The organism is Pseudomonas sp. FP2335 (genome assembly GCF_030687535.1).
Lineage (GTDB): Bacteria > Pseudomonadota > Gammaproteobacteria > Pseudomonadales > Pseudomonadaceae > Aquipseudomonas.
In genome coordinates this window covers 4426950-4445347 of the sequence record NZ_CP117437.1, presented here as the reverse complement: position 1 = coordinate 4445347, position 18398 = coordinate 4426950, and the positions used below count along the sequence as shown (strand labels likewise).

Below are 18398 nucleotides of genomic sequence, written 5' to 3'. Positions count from 1 at the left end.
ACATGACGTTCAAGGCGCCGGACAGTCTCGCCGAGCAAATCGCTCACCACCTCGCCGAACGCATCATTCGCGGCGAACTCAAGCCTGGGGAGCGCATCCAGGAGCAAAAGGTCACGCTGGCCCTCAATGTCAGCCGTGGTTCCGTGCGCGAAGCCTTGTTGATCCTCGAACGCCGCCACCTCATCGCGATCCTGCCGCGCCGTGGCGCCCACGTCACCGAACTCACCGCGCACAAGGTGCAGAGCTTGTGCACGCTGATGGGCGAGTTGTACATCCTGCTCGGCAATGCGGTCGCCCAAGGCTGGCAGACCCAGGCCGACATGGCGCCGTTCGTGCAGATCCAGCAGCGCCTGGTGACCAATTTCGAGCGCCAGGACATCCGCGCCTTCGTCGAAGAAAGCTTCAACGTGATGCGCGCCGCGTACCCCTTCGCCAACAACCCGTACCTGCAGGAAACCGTCGAGAACCTGCAACCGGCGATGAACCGCGCGTATTACCTGGCGCTGGATCAACGCAAGGCGTCCATGAGCGAATACCTGGTGCTGTTCGAGCAACTGCTCGCCGCCGTACTCGCCCGTGACCTGGCGCAGATCCGCCTGGTGTTGTCGGCCTACGGCGAGCGCAGTTGCTCGCTGGTCATCGCTGCGTTGGCGGACGCCTAAACGTGCGGCTCAAGTGCATCAAGCTGGCGGGGTTCAAATCCTTCGTCGACCCGACCACGGTGAACTTCCCCAGTAACATGGCGGCGGTGGTCGGGCCCAATGGTTGCGGCAAGTCGAACATTATCGACGCCGTCCGCTGGGTGATGGGCGAGAGCTCGGCCAAGAACCTGCGCGGCGAGTCGATGACCGACGTCATCTTCAACGGCTCCACCAGCCGCAAGCCCGTGAGCCAGGCCAGTATCGAACTGGTGTTCGACAACTCCGATGGTACGTTGATTGGCGAGTACGCGGCCTACGCCGAAATCTCGATCCGCCGCAAAGTGACCCGCGACAGCCAGAACAGTTATTTCCTCAACGGCACCAAGTGTCGCCGTCGGGACATCACCGATATTTTCCTTGGCACCGGCCTGGGGCCGCGCAGCTACTCGATCATCGAGCAGGGCATGATCTCCAAGCTGATCGAAGCCAAGCCCGAAGACCTGCGCAACTTTATCGAGGAAGCGGCCGGCATCTCCAAGTACAAGGAGCGCCGCCGCGAGACCGAAAACCGTATCCGCCGCACCCACGAGAACCTCGCCCGTCTCACCGACCTGCGTGAAGAGCTGGAGCGCCAGTTGGAGCGCCTGCACCGCCAGGCCCAGGCCGCCGAGAAGTATCAGGAATACAAGGGCGAGGAACGCCAGCTCAAGGCGCAACTGTCGGCCCTGCGCTGGCAGGCGTTGAACGAGCAGGTCGGCCAGCGCGAAGCCATCATCGGCACCCAGGAAATCAGCTTTGAAGCCCTGGTGGCCGAGCAGCGCAACGCCGACGCCAGCATCGAGCGCCTGCGCGACGGGCACCATGATTTGTCCGAGCGCTTCAATCTGGTGCAGGGCCGCTTCTATTCGGTGGGCGGCGATATTGCCCGCGTCGAGCAGAGCATCCAGCACGGCCAGCAGCGTTTGCGCCAGTTGCAGGATGATCTCAAGGAAGCCGAACGCGCGCGCCTGGAGACCGAGTCCCACCTGGGCCACGACCGCACCTTGCTGCTGACCCTCGGCGAAGAGCTGGACATGCTCACCCCCGAGCAGGAAGTCACCAGCGCCGCCGCCGAAGAGGCCGCCGCCGCCCTGGAAGAATCCGAAAGCACCATGCATGGCTGGCAGGAGCAGTGGGACACGTTCAACCTGCAATCCGCCGAACCACGCCGCCAGGCCGAGGTGCAGCAGTCGCGCATCCAGCAGCTGGAAACCAGCATGGAACGCCTGGCCGAACGCCAGCGCCGCATGCAGGAAGAGCGCGCGTTGCTGTCCGCCGACCCGGAAGACGCGGCGATCATGGAGCTGAGCGAGCAACTGGCCGAAAGCGAAATGACCCTGGAAGAGCTGGAGGCCAGCGAAGAACAACAAGTGGAGCGCCTGGAGCAGTTGCGCCAGCAGTTGCAACAGGCGACCCAGGCGCAACAGCAGGCCCAGGGCGATTTGCAGCGGCTCAATGGGCGCTTGGCGTCCCTTGAAGCCTTGCAGCAAGCCGCCTTGGACCCGGGCACCGGCACCGCCGAATGGCTGCGCGATCAGCATCTGGCCGAACGCCCGCGCCTGGCGGAAGGCCTGAAAGTGGAAGCGGGCTGGGAGCTGGCGGTGGAAACCGTACTCGGCGCCGACCTGCAAGCGGTGCTGGTGGATGATTTTGGCGGCTTTGACCTGGCCGGGTTTGCCCAGGGCGATCTGCGTTTGCTCAGCCCGGCGGCGGATGGCACGCGGGTGCCGGGCAGTCTGTTGGACAAAGTTGAAGCGGCGATTGATCTGTCGCCCTGGCTGGGCCAGGTCAAGCCGGTGGATTCCCTGGAGCAGGCCCTGGCCCAGCGTGGTCAACTGGCGGCCGGCGAAAGCCTGATCAGCCGTGACGGCTACTGGGTCGGCCGGCACTTCCTGCGGGTGCGCCGCGCCAGTGAAGCGGAAAGCGGCGTATTGGCCCGTGGCCAGGAAATCGTCAACCTGATCGCCGAGCGTGAAGAGCGCGAAGCCACCCTGGAAAGCCTGGAAACCCAACTGCAAACCCTGCGCGCCACCCAGCGCCAGCAAGAGACCGGCCGCGAACACCTGCGCCGTCTGTTGCAGGACGAAGCGCGCCAGCAAGGCGAGCTGAAAGCCCAGCTGTCCGCGAGCAAAGCCAAGGTCGAGCAACTGACCCTGCGCCGCACCCGCCTCGACGAAGAAGTTGCGGAAATGGGCGAGCAGCGCGCCCTGGAACACGAACAGATCGGCGAAGCGCGCCTGCAGTTGCAGGAAGCCCTCGACAGCATGGCCCTCGACACCGAGCAGCGCGAACTGCTGCTGGCCCAGCGTGACAGCCTGCGCGAACGCCTCGACCGTGTGCGTCAGGAGGCCCGCCAGCACAAGGATCATGCGCACCAGTTGGCGGTACGGTTGGGCTCGCTCAAAGCTCAGCACGCGTCCACCGCCCAGGCCCTTGAGCGTCTGGAGATGCAATCCGAACGCCTCACCGAAAAGCGCGAGCAACTGAGTCTCAACCTGGAAGAGGGCGAGGCGCCGCTGGAAGAGTTGCGCCTCAAGCTCGAAGAATTGCTCGACAAGCGCATGACCGTCGACGAAGAACTCAAGACCGCGCAGATCGCCCTGGAAGACGCCGACCGCGAACTGCGCGACGCTGAAAAGCGCCGCACCCAGGCCGAGCAGCAATCCCAGTTGATCCGTGGCCAACTCGAACAACAGCGCATGGAATGGCAAGCCCTGACCGTGCGCCGCAAGACCCTGCAAGACCAACTGCTTGAAGATGGCTACGACCTGCACGGCGTGCTCAACACGTTGACCACCCAGGCCAACGAAAAAGACGCCGAGGAAGAACTGGAGCGGATTGCCGCGCGTATCCAGCGCCTTGGCGCGATCAACCTCGCGGCCATCGACGAATACCAGCAACAATCCGAGCGTAAACGTTATCTGGACGCGCAGGACGCCGACTTGGTCGAGGCCCTGGACACCCTGGAAAACGTGATCCGCAAGATCGACAAGGAAACCCGCAACCGCTTCAAAGATACCTTTGATCAGATTAATAGCGGTTTACAGGCGTTATTTCCGAAAGTTTTCGGTGGGGGCAGCGCTTACTTGGAACTGACGGGCGAAGATCTACTCGATACAGGGGTAACGATCATGGCGCGGCCTCCGGGCAAGAAGAACAGCACCATCCATTTGTTGTCCGGCGGCGAAAAAGCCCTGACCGCATTGGCCCTGGTATTTGCCATCTTCAAGTTGAACCCGGCGCCGTTCTGCATGCTCGACGAAGTTGACGCGCCATTGGATGACGCTAACGTTGGGCGTTACGCGCGACTGGTTAAAGAGATGTCCCAGACCGTGCAGTTCATCTATATCACCCACAACAAGATCGCCATGGAAATGGCGGATCAATTGATGGGTGTGACGATGCACGAGCCTGGGTGTTCGCGACTGGTTGCGGTGGATGTGGAAGAAGCGATGGCGATGGTGGAATCCTGACCCACGCTTCGAAAGAGAATTTACAGCAGGATGTGAGGTGATTTAACCGTCCGGCAAAGATGGCCTAACGACATAATTGTCCAAGGCATTTTGACAGACGGTGTAAAGTTATCTTTGGTCGTGCTAGTTTAATGTCAATTTTTCGTGTGCGTGGGCAAAACGTCAGTCAGAACATAGAGTTGGCGCCACGTTTTAAAGCGGTTTGCACGGTGCTAAACCCCTTATTTTTCAGCATTTTTTATTAGAGGCACGGGATTACATGGAAATCGGTCTGCGCGAGTGGCTGATCGTCATCGGCATTATTGTCATTGCCGGTATTCTTTTTGATGGCTGGCGCCGCATGCGCGGTGGCAAGGGCAAGCTCAAGTTCCGTCTGGACCGCAACCTGTCCAACTTGCCTGACGACGACGGCGGCGCCGAGCTGCTGGGGCCGCCCCGTGTGCTGGATACCCATAAAGAACCGCAACTGGACGAGCATGACCTGCCGTCGATGAGCGCGCCGCTGCGTGAAGCCCGCGAGCCGTCGCCCAAGCGTGGCAAGCGTGCCAGCGCCGCCGTGGCCGAGCCGCATCAGGGCGACCTGAACCTCGACGTCGATGAAGGCCCGAGCTTCAGCAGCCGCGATGATGATTTCCCCGATGAGAATGTCGGCAAGACTGCCACGCGCCAATCGGTCAACGACCAGCCGGCTGCCGAAGAAGTCTTGGTGATCAGCGTGATCTGCCGCGACGCTGCAGGTTTCAAAGGCCCGGCGCTGTTGCAGAACATCCTCGAAAGCGGCCTGCGGTTTGGCGAGATGGATATTTTCCACCGTCACGAAAGCATGGCCGGTAACGGCGAAGTGCTGTTCTCCATGGCCAACGCGGTCAAGCCCGGCACCTTCGATCTGGACGACATCGACCTGTTCAGCACCCCGGCGGTGAGTTTCTTCCTCGGTCTGCCAGGCCCGCGTCACCCGAAACAAGCGTTCGACGTCATGGTGGCTGCGGCGCGCAAGCTGTCCCAGGAACTGAACGGCGAACTGAAGGATGATCAACGCAGCGTCCTGACCGCCCAGACCATCGAACACTACCGTCAGCGCATCGTCGAGTTCGAGCGTCGCGCCCTGACACAAAAACGCTGAGTAGAATAAGCGCACCAACATTTGAGCAGCTACGGCTGCTCTTTTGCTTTATGAGAGAACACCGATGACCGCCGCCCACACCCGCATCCTCGAACTGCGCGCTGAACTGGATCAGCACAACTACCGCTACCACGTCCTCGACGAGCCGAGCATTCCGGACGCCGAGTACGACCGCTTGTTCCACGAGCTCAAGGCCCTGGAGGCCGAGCACCCGGAGTTGGTCACGCGGGATTCGCCGACACAGCGGGTGGGCAGTGCGGCGTTGTCGGCGTTCACCCAGGTCAAGCATGACGTGCCGATGCTCAGTCTCGGCAACGCATTCGATGAAACCACCATGCTCGAGTTCGATCGCCGCGTGACCGAAGGGCTCGACTTGCCCACCGGCGATCTGTTTGGCGGTGGTGCCGCGGTGGAATACAGCTGTGAGCCCAAGCTCGATGGCCTGGCGGTCAGCCTGCTGTATCAGGATGGCGAACTGGTGCGCGGCGCCACCCGTGGCGACGGCACTACCGGCGAAGACATCAGCGTGAACGTGCGCACCGTGCGCAATATCCCGCTGAAGCTGCACGGCAGCGGTTGGCCGGCGACCCTCGAAGTGCGCGGCGAAGTGTTCATGTCCAAGGCCGGTTTCGAACGGCTCAACGCCGCGCAACTGGAAATCGGCGGCAAGACCTTCGCCAACCCGCGCAACGCCGCCGCCGGCAGCCTGCGCCAGTTGGATTCGAAGATCACCGCGAGCCGCCCGCTGGAGTTCTGCTGCTACGGCGTGACCACCGATCTCAGCGATACCCATATCGGCAACCTGCAACAGTTGCAGAAGTGGGGCATGCCCATCAGCCATGAGCTGAAACTGGCCAAGGGCATCCAGGACTGCCTGGAGTATTACCGCGACATCGGCGAGCGGCGCAGCAGCCTGCCGTATGAAATCGACGGCGTGGTGTTCAAGGTCAACAGCATTGCCTACCAGCGTGAACTGGGCTTTCGCGCCCGCGAACCGCGCTGGGCCATCGCGCATAAATTCCCGGCCACGGAAGAGCTGACTGAACTGCTCGACGTGGAATTCCAGGTCGGCCGCACGGGCGCCGTTACCCCGGTGGCGCGCTTGAAGCCGGTCAAGGTCGCGGGTGTCACCGTGTCCAACGCCACCTTGCACAACATGGATGAAGTGGCACGCCTGGGCGTCATGATCGGCGACACGGTGATCATCCGCCGCGCCGGCGATGTGATCCCACAGGTCGTCTCCGTGGTGCTCGAGCGTCGTCCGGAACACGCCCGTGCGGTGCCGATCCCCGAGAGCTGCCCGGTGTGCGGTTCCCATGTGGAGCGTACCCAGTTGGTCAAGCGCAGCAAGGGCAAGGAAACTGTCAGTGAAGGCGCGGTGTACCGCTGCGTCGGCCGCCTGGCGTGTGGGGCGCAGCTCAAGCAAGCGATCATCCATTTTGTCTCGCGCCGGGCCATGGACATCGACGGCCTGGGCGACAAGACCATCGAGCAACTGGTGGATGAAAAGCTTATCGGCTCGCCGGCTGACCTCTACAAGCTCAAGTACGAGCAGATCATCGACCTGGAAGGCTTCGCCGACATTTCCAGCAAGAAGCTGATCACCGCCATCGAAAACAGCAAGACTCCGACCCTGGCGCGCTTTATCTATGCCCTGGGGATTCCGGACGTGGGCGAGGAGACCGCCAAGGTGCTGGCGCGCTCCCTGGCTTCCCTGGAGCGGGTGCAGAAGGCCTTGCCGGAAGTGCTGACGTACTTGCCCGATGTGGGGTTGGAAGTGGCGCACGAGATCCACAGCTTCTTTGAAGACAGCCATAACCAGGACGTAATCGGCGCGTTGCTGTCGCCGGACGAGTGCGGCCTGCAATTACAGGATCAAGGCGACCTGAGCGCCGAGTTCGCCGCCAGCGCGACCTTGGGCGGTTTGCTCGACAAACTGCACGTGCCCAGTGTCGGCCCGGGTGCTGCGCAGAAACTGGCAGACAAGTTCGGCAGCCTGCAAGGCGTGATCAACGCCGATTGGCTGGACATGCGCCAGGCGCTGCCCGAGAAGCAGGCCAAGGCGGTGCGCGAGTTTTTTGATAACCCCGACAACGCCCGCCGTGCCCTGGCCATTGAGCAGCAGCTCAAGGACTTTGGCATGCACTGGGACAGCGAAAAGAAAGTCGTCGAAGGCTTGCCCGAAGCCGGTCACACCTGGGTACTCACCGGTTCCCTGGAGCTGATGAGCCGTGACGTCGCCAAGGACAAGCTGGAAAGCCTTGGCGCCAAGGTGGCGGGTTCCGTTTCGGCGAAAACCCATTGCGTGGTCGCCGGGCCGGGCGCCGGTTCAAAACTGGCCAAGGCCAGCGAGCTGGGCCTGAAGGTGCTGGATGAAGAGGCCTTTATTGCCTTCCTGGCCAAGCACCACATCACGCTCTGATAAAGGTCTTTTGTAGTGAGCGGGCTTGCCCCGCGCTGGGGGGGCGCAGCCGCCCCAAACGGTACGCCGCGGTGTTTCAGGAAGAACGCGGTGCCTGGATTTGGGGCGGCTGCGCCACCCAGCGCGGGGCAAGCCCGCTCACTACAACGATGTGGAACGAACTCTAGGGGGAAATGATCTAGTCTCTGTCACCCAGGGAGAGACGCCATGTTCCGCTACTTCGAACAACTCAGTTCGCGCATTGCCGCACCGTTCATGGCCGATACCACGCGCAACGCCAAGGTATGGCAGTGCCGCTGCGGCCAATCCTTGTTCTTTCGCAACAGCCAGTGCCTGGCCTGCCAGGCGCTGTTGGGTTATCAGCCCCAGCAAGGTCGCTTGGCCTCCCTGCAGCCCGGTCCTGTCGAAGGCACCTGGCAGCAGGACGGCAACCTGGAAGCGGGCGCCTTCCGTCGTTGCGCCAACCTCGACACCCCGGCCGCCTGCAACTGGCTGATCCCGGCCCACAGCACTGCGGCGCTGTGCGTGGCGTGCAGCCTCAATCGCACCATTCCCGACCTGTCGATCCCGGAAAACCCCGAACGCTGGCGCAAAGTGGAGACCGCCAAGCGTCGCCTGGTGGCGCAACTCATCAGCCTGGGTTTGCAGGTCGTGCCCAAAAGCGTCGACGAAGACACCGGCCTGGCCTTCGATTTCATCGGCATCGACCTGGAAGGCAACGCGCCCATGACCGGCCATGCCAGCGGCCTGATCACCCTGGACATCAAGGAAGCCGACGACGCCCATCGTGAGAAAGTTCGCGTGCAGATGCGCGAGCCTTACCGCACCTTGCTCGGACATTTTCGCCATGAGGTGGGGCATTACTACTGGGACCGGCTGATTGCCGACACCCACTGGATCGAGCCGTTTCGCCGACTGTTCGGCGACGAACGCGCCAGTTATGCCGATGCCCTCGATCAGCACTATCAGCAGGGCCCACGTCCCGACTGGCAGCAGGCCTGCGTCAGCGCCTACGCGACCATGCACCCCTGGGAAGACTGGGCCGAAACCTGGGCGCATTACCTGCACATGATGGACGCCGTCGACACCGCCCTGGGCTTCGGCATGAGCGCGCGCGAGATGGACCTGGATTACCAGCCGTTCCCCCTCAGCACCCTCTACGATCCCGAGCACCCGGGCGGCCCGGCGTTCCTGTCGTTCGTCAACGCGTGGATCGAACTGGCCGGGATGCTCAACGAGCTGTCGCGCAGCATGGGCCAGCCGGATTTCTATCCGTTTGTACTGCCGCCGGCGGTGATCGCCAAGCTGCACTTCATTCACTTGGTGATCCAGGAGGAGGGCGGCCGGGCGGATGAGGTCCTACAGGCCCAGTGAAATGGCTTTTCTGTGGGAGCTGGCTTGCCTGCGATAGCATCACCTAGGTCCAACTGATACACCGAGGTGCCTGCATCGCAGGCAAGCCAGCTCCCACAGGGGGCGATGTACTGGCTGAGGCCGTGGGCAAGTGCTTGAACCGCCAGATGTTTTTATTCCAGCACCAACGGTTGTAACTTCCGATCAGATCGGTACAATGGCCCCGCTTGCCGAGAGGCAGGCGTCGTTATGGTGACCCCATCGGTCCCCCCGCAACGATTACCCGTGAACCTGGTCAGAGCCGGAAGGCAGCAGCCACAGCGGGAACATTGTGTGCCGGGGTGTGGCTGGTGGGGTTGCCTCCATAACGCTCTTCCCCGCAGTACCTCTTCTGCTTCAAATCAAAATTCTTTTATTCAGTCATCTGCCAGGTTTATTGCGCAGTACGTGACGGCTGTTTCACAACTTTCAAAGCCCCCACTTTACAAGCCAAAACCACCTTGTTAGTTTCCGCCGGCGACTTGTTTCAGAATATGACAATGGCGCGAATTTGATATTGAAGTGCTATCACTTCTTTAACTAACAAGGATGTCTGTGATGAAAAGCCTGCAAGGGTTGCCCCGTCTTATCAGTGCTTCGGTAGGCGCTCCCGGTAAAGCCCGTAACTTGCCCGCCGATGTGCAGTGCATCCAGTATTTATTCAATCTGATCATCCCCAAACTGGGTTTTCCGCTGGCCGAGAACGGCAAGTGCGACGGCCAGTTGGTGCAGTGCATCAGCCAGTATCAGTTCCGTCATCTCAAGTATGCCCATCCCGATGGAGTGATCGACCCCACCGGCCGTACGTTCAACAGCCTGATCGAGGAAGCAGTGAAGGTGCCGGTCAAAGCCTATCCAACCCTGCGCATCCCGAGCTTTCTCAACGTGTTCGGCAACAATCAGGGCGATGCAGTGCAGGCCACGGTCAATGTGTACCTGGATCGCATGCGGGCGATGATCGAGGCTGAGCGGCGCAACCGTCAGTTGATGCTCCAGGCCACGTGCGACGGGGGCATGACCCTCAGCGAAACGGATTTCAAGAACGCCGCCACCCAGTTGGGTAACGGTATTTCGGTGAATATCATCAAGGCTTTCGCCACGGTTGAATCCGGCGGGCGCTCGGGCTTTGGCCCGGCCAAGTTGCCGGTGATCGCCTTTGAAGGGCACCTGTTTCGCAAGTACACCAAGCACATCTACGACCAGGCGCACCCGCTGCTGTCATACCCCTATGTGAGAAAGGCCGGGCCGCAGTGGCAGGTCAATAACAAGGATCAGGTCAAGGCCTGGGAAACCATGGCCACCGCCTTTGCCCTGGATCAGGAAGCGGCACTGATGTCCGCATCCTGGGGCATGTTTCAGGTGATGGGGTTCAACTTTGCGGCGTGTGGTTACAAGACTGTGTTTGAATTTGCTGCGGCATTAAAGATTAATGCCGGCAGCCAACTAAAGGCGTTCCTGGGTTTTTGCAGCCAGAGCCCGGCGTTGATGAAAGCCATGAAAGACAAGGATTTCGCCGGTATGGCGCGTAACTATAACGGCAAGGATTACGGCATCTATGACCAGCTTATTGAGAAAGCCTACAACGCACTTGAAGGGAAGAAATAAGATGACCCGTTTTCTGGCGATGAGTGTGTTGTCGTTGTGTGTCGTGGCGCCTGCGTTTGCCGGCGCCCCCGCATTGCATTCGGGCAAGTACGAAGGCTTGATGCTGGCGGTGACGCCAGAGCATCAGGTAGAGGGCTTCTACGCCGAAGAACTGGGCGAGGGTGTGACCCGCAGTTGCGCCTTTTACTTGCAGGGCAAGGCGAATGCACTGACCACCTGGCTCGACGATGCCTACCCAGGCAGCGTGAGTCCGTCCTCCGACGGCGTGACCCTGACCGTTGAGCAGGGTCGCCAGCACCCCGGCTGCATGAGCGTGTTGATGCCAGAGATTGCCACTGGCCTGGACCTGACCCAGACCGCCAACAAGCAGTGGATTGGCCTGGTGACGGTGTCCGCCGACAAGGCCTACCTGCTGAAAACTCCGGGCGCCAAGGTGGCCAAGCGTCCGTATATCGTCAAGGATGATGTGGTTGGCGTGCTGGCCTTCAAGGATGGCTGGGCCCAGGTTGAGTTCATCAATGCCCAGAATCGTTCGTTTATTGGCTGGATCAGCATGGATCAGTACGCGCGCCTGGCGCCTCCGAAAAGCTGATCTCAACAACACGCCGCAAAAATGTGGGAGCACGCCCGCTCCCACACAAGCCCGCTCCGACAGGGGCATGTGTCAGCCAAAGGTCTCGCGAAGTAACCCGGCAAACGCATCCCTGGCCAGATGCCGCTGGGTGTCCTTGTTCCAGAACAATAGATTGTCCACCGTCTGCCACTCGTCAAACCGATACGACGCCAGCTGATTGGCCTGCTCATACCGCGCCAGGATGCCTTCCGGCGCCAATGCCACGCCAATCCCCGCGCTCACGCAACCAATGATCGTGCCCCAACTGGCATAGCTGGCAATGTTCGGTCTGAAATCCTGGGGCTTGACCCAGTTTTCCAGCGCTGCACGGTAGGGGCAGCCGGGCGGCCACACCAGCAAGGTGCGCCCAGCCAGGTCGGCGGCGCTGTGGATCGGTGCGCTTGCCGCGCTGGCGATCAACACCAGGCGCTCGCTGTAGACCACGCAGTGTTCGAGCTTGGCGCGCTTGCCGCCACTGGCCACCAGCGCCACATCCAGGCGGTGGTGTTGCAGGTCGTCGAGCAACTGGCCCCAGGCGCCGGTTACCAGTTCCAGGCAGACCTGCGGGTAGCGTCGGTGATATTCCGCGAGCAATGGCGGCAGACGCCCGCTGGCACTGGACTCCACCGCGCCGATGCGCAGGGTGCCACGGGGGATGGCGTTGGCGTCCACGGCGCGTTTGGATTCGTCTACCAAGGCCAGGATGCGCTCGCAGTACTCCAGGAAAATCTCCCCGGCGGCGCTGATGACCAGCCCGCGCCCGGCACGGATAAACAGCGGCGTGCCCAACTCGCTTTCCAGTTGCTTGATGCGCGTGGTGATGTTGGACGGCACGCAATGCAACTGCACGGCAGCCTGGGCCACGCTGCCGGTTTGCGCGACGGCTCGCACCATTTTCAGTTGGGCCAGTTCCATTGCTCAGTTCCAGTGATTTCAGAAGTCAGAAACGCTTAATTGTCCTACGCCTTGCTGGGGCCAAGACTGACGGCATTCCTTGTTTCGTTCTGGACGCCATCGATGAATCCCCCGTCACCCGTGAAGCTTACGCTAGTCATTGCCAGCGTCATCCTCTGCTGGGCCTTTTCGCCGATTGGCGTGCACATGGGGCTGCACAGCTACAGCCCCGGGCAATTGGCCTTGCTGCGGTTTCTGATTGCGTCAGTGTTCATGGGCGGCGTGGCACTGGTAATGGGCATCGGCCGGCCGCGCCTGTGCGATTTGCCGTGGTTGCTGGTGCTGGGTTTTTTCGGCGTGTTCCTGCATCACACCAGCCTCAACTATGGGCAGCAATTCGTCACGGCGGCGGCGTCCAGCGTGCTGGCGCAGTCGGCGCCGTTGTTCAGTGTATTGATCGCGTTTTTCTGCCTGAAGGAGGGCGTCAGCGCTTGGCGTTGGGGGTGCGTGCTGCTGGGGCTGGCGGGCGTGCTGGTGGTGGTCTGGGGTGATCAGGGTGTGGGTGACATCGACCCGCGTGGCTTGTTGATCCTGGCGGCGGCGCTGTCGTGGAGTGTGTACTTCGCCATCCAGAAGCACTTTGCCCACCGCTACAGCCCGCTGACCATGGCGTGCTACATGGTGTGGGCGGGCACTCTGATGTTGTGTAGCAACCTGCCCGGCCTGCCGGCTGCGGTGGTGCAGGCGCCATTGGCGGAAAACCTCGCGGTGCTGGTGTTGGGGATTTTCCCCAGCGCCCTGGCGTACCTGGCCTGGGCGTATGTGTTGAAACACGTCGAGGTCAGCCGGGCGTCGGTGGCGATGTACTTGATTCCACCCGTGGCCATGCTGATGGCCGCGACGCTGCTTGGCGAACGGATTGCCCTGCCAGTGGTGCTGGGCGGGGTGATCGTGTTGGCCAGTGTGGCGGCGATCAGTCTTGAGGGGCGTTGGGTGCGCGCTCCCCGGTGTACAGCTGGATGATGTCATCGATTTCGCCGGACATTTTCATCCGCAGCAAGGTGCGCAAAATTTGTTGCACCGGCACGTTCGGGTCATTGCGCACCGTGCACCCCAGGCCCTGCTCCTCGATCACCGCGACTTTATGCAAGCGCTGGCCGGGTGCCAGCTTCTGGTTGAAGCGTTCGAGTATCCACTCATTGATGACCGCATATTTGAAGCGACCTGCCACCAGCTTGTGCAGCACCTGTTCTTCGCTGCGGGCGTCGTCACGCATGAGTTGGCCGCTGGCAAACAGCGGGTCGAGGGTGGTGTAGCGGTAGCTCAGCACTGTGCCGATCAACTGCGGGGCCAGTTTGTCCAGTTGCACCGTCTGCGCGGGTACATGGGCGCTGACCAGCAGGTTGCGCTGCACAAACAGCGGAACGCTCCAGAGGTAGTCGCCGGGCATATCGTCGACCCAAGCCTGGGCGACATAACAGCGCACATCTATCTCGCCATGCTCCATGGCGGGGGCGATGCGCGCCCGCGCCAGTACGTGGAACTGCGCCGGCTGCCCGACCTGGGTGGCCAGGCTCGACATCAGGTCATACAAAATACCCTGCGTGGGACGGCCATCCTCCAGTTGCACCATGGGCATCGCCCAACTGTCGGAAACCGAGAAGCGCAGCGGTGCAGGCGCTGCAAGGCTGGCCGTGGCAATCATCCATAAAATGCCCAGGACTGCGCGCATATGCTCTCCGGGTTCAGGCCTTTATGGGGCCAGTCACAAGAGCTTAGTCAGATTAGGCAAGCGTGCCGGATGCAATTTCCCCCTTGCTCCGCTAGCATTACCGGCTTCTGTTTCCCAGTTGCGACGGTTTTCGATGAGTTATCAGGTTCTTGCACGTAAATGGCGTCCGCGCTCGTTCCGCGAAATGGTCGGCCAGACCCATGTGCTCAAGGCTCTGATCAATGCCTTGGACAGCCAGCGGCTGCACCACGCCTACCTGTTCACCGGCACCCGTGGGGTGGGCAAGACCACCATCGCGCGCATCATCGCCAAATGCCTGAACTGTGAAACCGGTATCACTTCGACGCCCTGCGGCACCTGCTCGGTATGCCGGGAAATCGACGAAGGGCGTTTCGTCGACCTGATCGAGATCGACGCCGCGAGCCGCACCAAGGTCGAAGACACCCGCGAGCTGCTCGACAACGTGCAGTACGCGCCGAGCCGTGGCCGCTTCAAGGTCTACCTGATCGACGAAGTGCACATGCTGTCCAGCCACTCCTTCAACGCCTTGTTGAAAACCCTGGAAGAGCCGCCGCCCTACGTCAAATTCATCCTGGCCACTACCGATCCGCAGAAACTTCCTGCAACGATTCTGTCGCGGTGCCTGCAGTTCTCCCTGAAAAACATGACCCCCGAGCGGGTGGTCGAGCATTTGACCCACGTGCTGGGTGTCGAGAACGTGCCGTTCGAAGACGACGCACTGTGGCTGCTCGGCCGCGCCGCCGATGGCTCGATGCGGGATGCCATGAGCCTCACCGACCAGGCCATTGCCTTTGGTGAAGGCAAGGTCATGGCCGCCGATGTGCGCGCCATGCTCGGCACCCTCGACCATGGCCAGGTCTTCGACGTGCTGCACGCATTGATCGAAGGCGATGCCAAGGCGCTGCTCGAAGCCGTGCGTCATCTGTCGGAGCAAGGCCCGGACTGGAACGGCGTGCTTTCGGAAATCCTCAACGTGCTGCATCGCGTCGCCATCGCCCAGGCCCTGCCCGAGGGGGTCGACAACGGCCATGGCGACCGCGACCGCGTGCTGGCCCTGGCCCAGGCGTTGCCGGCCGAAGACGTGCAGTTCTACTACCAGATGGGCCTGATCGGCCGCCGGGACTTGCCCCTGGCACCGGACCCGCGTGGCGGCTTCGAGATGGTCCTGCTGCGCATGCTGGCCTTCCGGCCTGCTGATTCGACCGATGCGCCGAGACAGCCGCTAAAGCCAGTGGGGATCAGCCAGGCCACAGTTGATTCCGCCAAACCAGTGGCTGGCGCGGCGGTGGTTGCGCCAGTGGCTGCTGCGCCGATTCCCGCGCCAGCGCCTGAACCGGTGCCTGTGGCAGAGCCCGAGCCTGCACCCGTTGTCGAGCCGCAAGCTGTCGTCGACCTGCCGTGGAACGACCCGGTAGACGCCGAGGCCGAGGCCGAAGTGGAGCAGCAACCCGTCGTGGAGCCCGTGCTGGAAACCACCGGCGAGCAGCCCGAGCTGACGCCGATGCCTACGCCGACCCCGGACAGCGTTGTATTGGACGCTCCGGAGTGGGTGTCCGCGCCGGTGCCCGAGCCCACCGTCGCCCAGGTGGAGGCGTCCGTTCCCGGCATCGACCTCGACGACGAGCCGCCGCTGGACGAAGACTACATCGAGCCGGACATGGATTCGGCCTACAGCTACCTGGACGATCTGGCCAGCGAACACACCGCCGAGCCGGCCCCCGAGCCCGAGGCTGAACCGGCTGCGGCGCCGGCCACCGGCCTGGCCTTGCAATGGCTGGAATTGTTCCCGAAACTGCCGATCTCTGGCATGACCGGCAGCATCGCCGCCAACTGCACATTGATCTCCATCGAAGGCGACCACTGGCTGTTGCACCTGGACCCGGCCCACAGCGCCCTGTTCAACGCCACCCAGCAACGTCGCCTGAATGACGCACTGAACCAGTACCATGAGCGCACGCTGACCATCGCCATCGAGCTGATCAAGCCCGAGCAGGAAACCCCGGCCCAGGCCGCGACCCGTCGGCGAATCAACCGCCAGCGTGAGGCCGAGGACTCGATCCACGGCGATCCGCTCATCCAGCAAATGATGCAACAGTTCGGGGCGGTCGTCCGTCACGATACTATTGAACCTGTCGAAGCCCCGGTGCCCCAAGCGTCATGAAACCGGGCTACTAATTGATCCACGTACTTTTGAGGTGATTCCCATGATGAAAGGTGGCATGGCCGGCCTGATGAAGCAGGCGCAGCAGATGCAGGAAAAAATGGCCAAGATGCAGGAAGAACTGGCCAACGCCGAAGTCACCGGTAAAGCCGGTGGCGATATGGTCAGCGTGGTGATGACCGGTCGTCACGACATCAAGCGCGTGAGCATCGACCCGAGCGTATTGCCAGGTGTCGGCGAAGACGACCTGGAAATGCTCGAAGCGCTGTTCGCCGCGGCCGTCAACGACGCCGTGCGCAAGATCGAAGCCAACAGCCAGGAAAAAATGGGCGGTGTGACCGCTGGCATGCAACTGCCACCGGGCATGAAGCTGCCGTTCTGATCGGCGATCGTTGGCTAGACTCCAATGCCAGGCCTTGTGCCTGGCATTTTTGTTTGTGTCGATCCGATCGAACCCAGGCACCCCCAATACGGTCTGCACCCTATACCGATGGATTCGCGAAAGGAGCCCCAGATGCCACAACAACCCATTCTGAACCAGCGCATTGTGCTGGTCTCACGCCCCGTGGGCGCGCCGACCCCGGAAAACTTCCGCATGGAGCGCGTGGCCTTGCCGGAGCTGGCAGACGGCCAAGTCTTGCTGAAGACGCTGTACCTGTCCCTCGACCCCTACATGCGCGGACGTATGAGCGACGCGCCGTCCTACGCCGCGCCGGTGGAAATCGACGAAGTGATGACCGGTGGTGCTGTCAGCCGTATCGAACAGTCGCGCAACCCGAAATTCGAGGTGGGTGATCTGGTGGTCGGTGCCACGGGCTGGCAGAGCCATGGCATTTCCGACGGGCGCAATCTGATCCCGGTGCCCAATGGGCTTCCCAGCCCGTCCATGGCCTTGGGGGTCCTCGGCATGCCGGGCATGACCGCGTACATGGGCCTGATGGACATCGGCCAGCCCAAGGCCGGCGAAACCCTGGTGGTGGCGGCCGCGTCCGGTGCGGTGGGTTCGGTGGTGGGGCAGGTGGCCAAGCTCAAGGGCTTGCGTGTGGTCGGGATTGCCGGTGGCGCCGACAAATGCCGTTATGTGGTGGATGAGCTGGGTTTTGATGCGTGCATCGACCACAAAAGCGAGGCGTTCGCCGATGAACTGGCGCAAGCCTGCTTCAAAGGCGTGGACATTTACTTCGAAAACGTCGGCGGCAAAGTCTTCGATGCGGTGCTGCCGCTGCTCAACCCCAAGGCACGCATCCCGCTGTGCGGGTTGATCGCCGGCTACAACGCCCATCAGCCGCCCACGGGCCCTGACCGCTTGCCTGCGCTGCAACGCACCTTGCTGACCAAACGCGTGCGTATCCAGGGCTTTATCGTGTTTGACGACTACGGCGACCGCCAGCCCGAATTCCTCAGCGCGATGGCGCCGTGGGTGCGTGATGGCAAAATCAAGTTCCGCGAAGACGTAGTCGACGGCCTGGAGCATGCGCCTGAAGCTTTTATCGGTCTGCTCGAAGGACGCAACTTCGGCAAGTTGGTGGTGCGCGTCGCACAGGATTGAGCATTTGACGCTAATCCGGGGCGCGGGTATAAACCGCGTCTCGTCGTTTTGTCGGACCCTTCGCCCATGAGCTTCAGCCCCCTGATTCGCCAACTGATCGACGCCCTGCGCACCTTGCCCGGCGTCGGCCAGAAAACCGCCCAGCGCATGGCGCTGCAACTGCTGGAGCGTGATCGCAGCGGCGGCACCCGGTTGGCCCAGGCCCTGAGCCAGGCCATGACCGGCGTAGGCCACTGCCGCCTGTGCCGCACCCTCACCGAAGAAGACCTCTGCCCGCAATGCGCCGACCCGCGCCGCGACGACACGCTGCTGTGCGTGGTGGAAGGGCCGATGGATGTGTACGCGGTGGAGCAGACCGGCTATCGCGGGCGCTACTTTGTGCTCAAGGGCCACCTGTCGCCGCTGGACGGCCTTGGGCCGGAAGCGATCGGCATTCCGCAACTGGTGGCGCGCATTGAAGAGCAGGGCACCTTTACCGAGGTGATCCTGGCCACCAACCCGACAGTGGAAGGTGAGGCGACGGCGCATTACATCGCGCAACTGCTGACCAACAAAGGCCTGATCACCTCGCGCATCGCCCATGGCGTGCCGCTGGGTGGGGAGTTGGAGTTGGTGGACGGCGGCACGCTGGCGCACTCCTTTGCAGGTCGCAAGCCGATCGCGCTCTAAGCCACATTGCAAAACTAAATGTGGGAGCGGGCTTGCTCGCGAATACAGTGTGTCAGTCGCCAGA

Annotated in this window: 14 protein-coding genes and 1 other RNA gene; 13 read left to right on the top strand and 2 right to left on the bottom strand. The window is 62.0% G+C overall.

Translation table 11 applies throughout. The features are described 5' to 3' along the window. Positions 1-2: 2 nt before the first annotated feature. The 8 genes from PSH81_RS19910 (at position 3) to PSH81_RS19875 (ending at position 11287) form a co-directional block, all read left to right on the top strand. A complete protein-coding gene (locus tag PSH81_RS19910) occupies positions 3-662 on the top strand; it encodes a GntR family transcriptional regulator (RefSeq protein ID WP_192297140.1) in 660 nt (219 codons plus the stop codon). A 2-nt stretch (positions 663-664) separates the two neighbouring features. Next, positions 665-4153 carry a chromosome segregation protein SMC gene (gene smc / locus PSH81_RS19905; RefSeq protein ID WP_305391346.1) on the top strand — a complete coding sequence of 1163 codons (3489 nt, stop codon included), beginning with the start codon at positions 665-667 and terminating at the stop codon, positions 4151-4153. 259 nt (positions 4154-4412) lie between these two features. Next, entirely contained in the window at positions 4413-5276 is an 864-nt protein-coding gene (gene zipA / locus PSH81_RS19900; RefSeq protein ID WP_305391345.1) for a cell division protein ZipA, read from the top strand. Positions 5277-5340: 64 nt separating this feature from the next. Continuing rightward, positions 5341-7698, top strand: coding sequence for an NAD-dependent DNA ligase LigA (ligA, locus tag PSH81_RS19895; protein ID WP_305391344.1), 2358 nt, complete (start codon positions 5341-5343; stop codon positions 7696-7698). 207 nt (positions 7699-7905) lie between these two features. Then, positions 7906-9072, top strand: a complete 1167-nt coding sequence (locus PSH81_RS19890; RefSeq protein WP_305391343.1) for a putative zinc-binding metallopeptidase — start codon at positions 7906-7908, stop codon at positions 9070-9072. A gap of 238 nt (positions 9073-9310) precedes the next feature. Continuing rightward, an RNA gene (gene ffs / locus PSH81_RS19885) (signal recognition particle sRNA small type) lies at positions 9311-9407 on the top strand. A 241-nt stretch (positions 9408-9648) separates the two neighbouring features. Continuing rightward, entirely contained in the window at positions 9649-10695 is a 1047-nt protein-coding gene (locus PSH81_RS19880) for an N-acetylmuramidase family protein (protein ID WP_192297135.1), read from the top strand. 1 nt (position 10696) lies between these two features. Continuing rightward, a complete protein-coding gene (locus PSH81_RS19875; RefSeq protein ID WP_226454922.1) occupies positions 10697-11287 on the top strand; it encodes a hypothetical protein in 591 nt (196 codons plus the stop codon). A gap of 72 nt (positions 11288-11359) precedes the next feature. On the opposite strand, the gene PSH81_RS19870 is transcribed toward PSH81_RS19875, so the two are convergent. Then, positions 11360-12223 (bottom strand): LysR family transcriptional regulator, encoded by an 864-nt coding sequence (locus PSH81_RS19870; protein WP_192297133.1) that lies wholly within the window; start codon positions 12221-12223, stop codon positions 11360-11362. Between the two features lie 102 nt (positions 12224-12325). Between PSH81_RS19870 and PSH81_RS19865 the strand changes: the two genes are divergently transcribed. Beyond that, complete coding sequence (locus PSH81_RS19865) at positions 12326-13225, top strand: DMT family transporter (protein ID WP_305391342.1); 900 nt, start codon at positions 12326-12328, stop codon at positions 13223-13225. On the opposite strand, the gene PSH81_RS19860 is transcribed toward PSH81_RS19865, so the two are convergent. Continuing rightward, complete coding sequence (locus tag PSH81_RS19860; RefSeq protein ID WP_305391341.1) at positions 13176-13934, bottom strand: ABC transporter substrate-binding protein; 759 nt, start codon at positions 13932-13934, stop codon at positions 13176-13178. The two genes, PSH81_RS19865 and PSH81_RS19860, sit on opposite strands and share 50 nt — an antisense overlap. 133 nt (positions 13935-14067) lie before the next feature. Between PSH81_RS19860 and dnaX the strand changes: the two genes are divergently transcribed. The 4 genes from dnaX to recR all read left to right on the top strand — a co-directional run bounded on the left by dnaX (position 14068) and on the right by recR (position 18334). Beyond that, positions 14068-16116 (top strand): DNA polymerase III subunit gamma/tau, encoded by a 2049-nt coding sequence (gene dnaX, locus PSH81_RS19855; protein ID WP_305391340.1) that lies wholly within the window; start codon positions 14068-14070, stop codon positions 16114-16116. A gap of 43 nt (positions 16117-16159) precedes the next feature. Then, on the top strand, positions 16160-16498 hold the full coding sequence (locus PSH81_RS19850; protein ID WP_003175481.1) for a YbaB/EbfC family nucleoid-associated protein: 339 nt from the start codon (positions 16160-16162) through the stop codon (positions 16496-16498). A gap of 132 nt (positions 16499-16630) precedes the next feature. Then, entirely contained in the window at positions 16631-17665 is a 1035-nt protein-coding gene (locus PSH81_RS19845) for an NADP-dependent oxidoreductase (RefSeq protein ID WP_305391339.1), read from the top strand. Positions 17666-17731: 66 nt separating this feature from the next. Continuing rightward, positions 17732-18334, top strand: a complete 603-nt coding sequence (gene recR, locus PSH81_RS19840; protein ID WP_192297128.1) for a recombination mediator RecR — start codon at positions 17732-17734, stop codon at positions 18332-18334. Positions 18335-18398 lie beyond the last annotated feature (64 nt).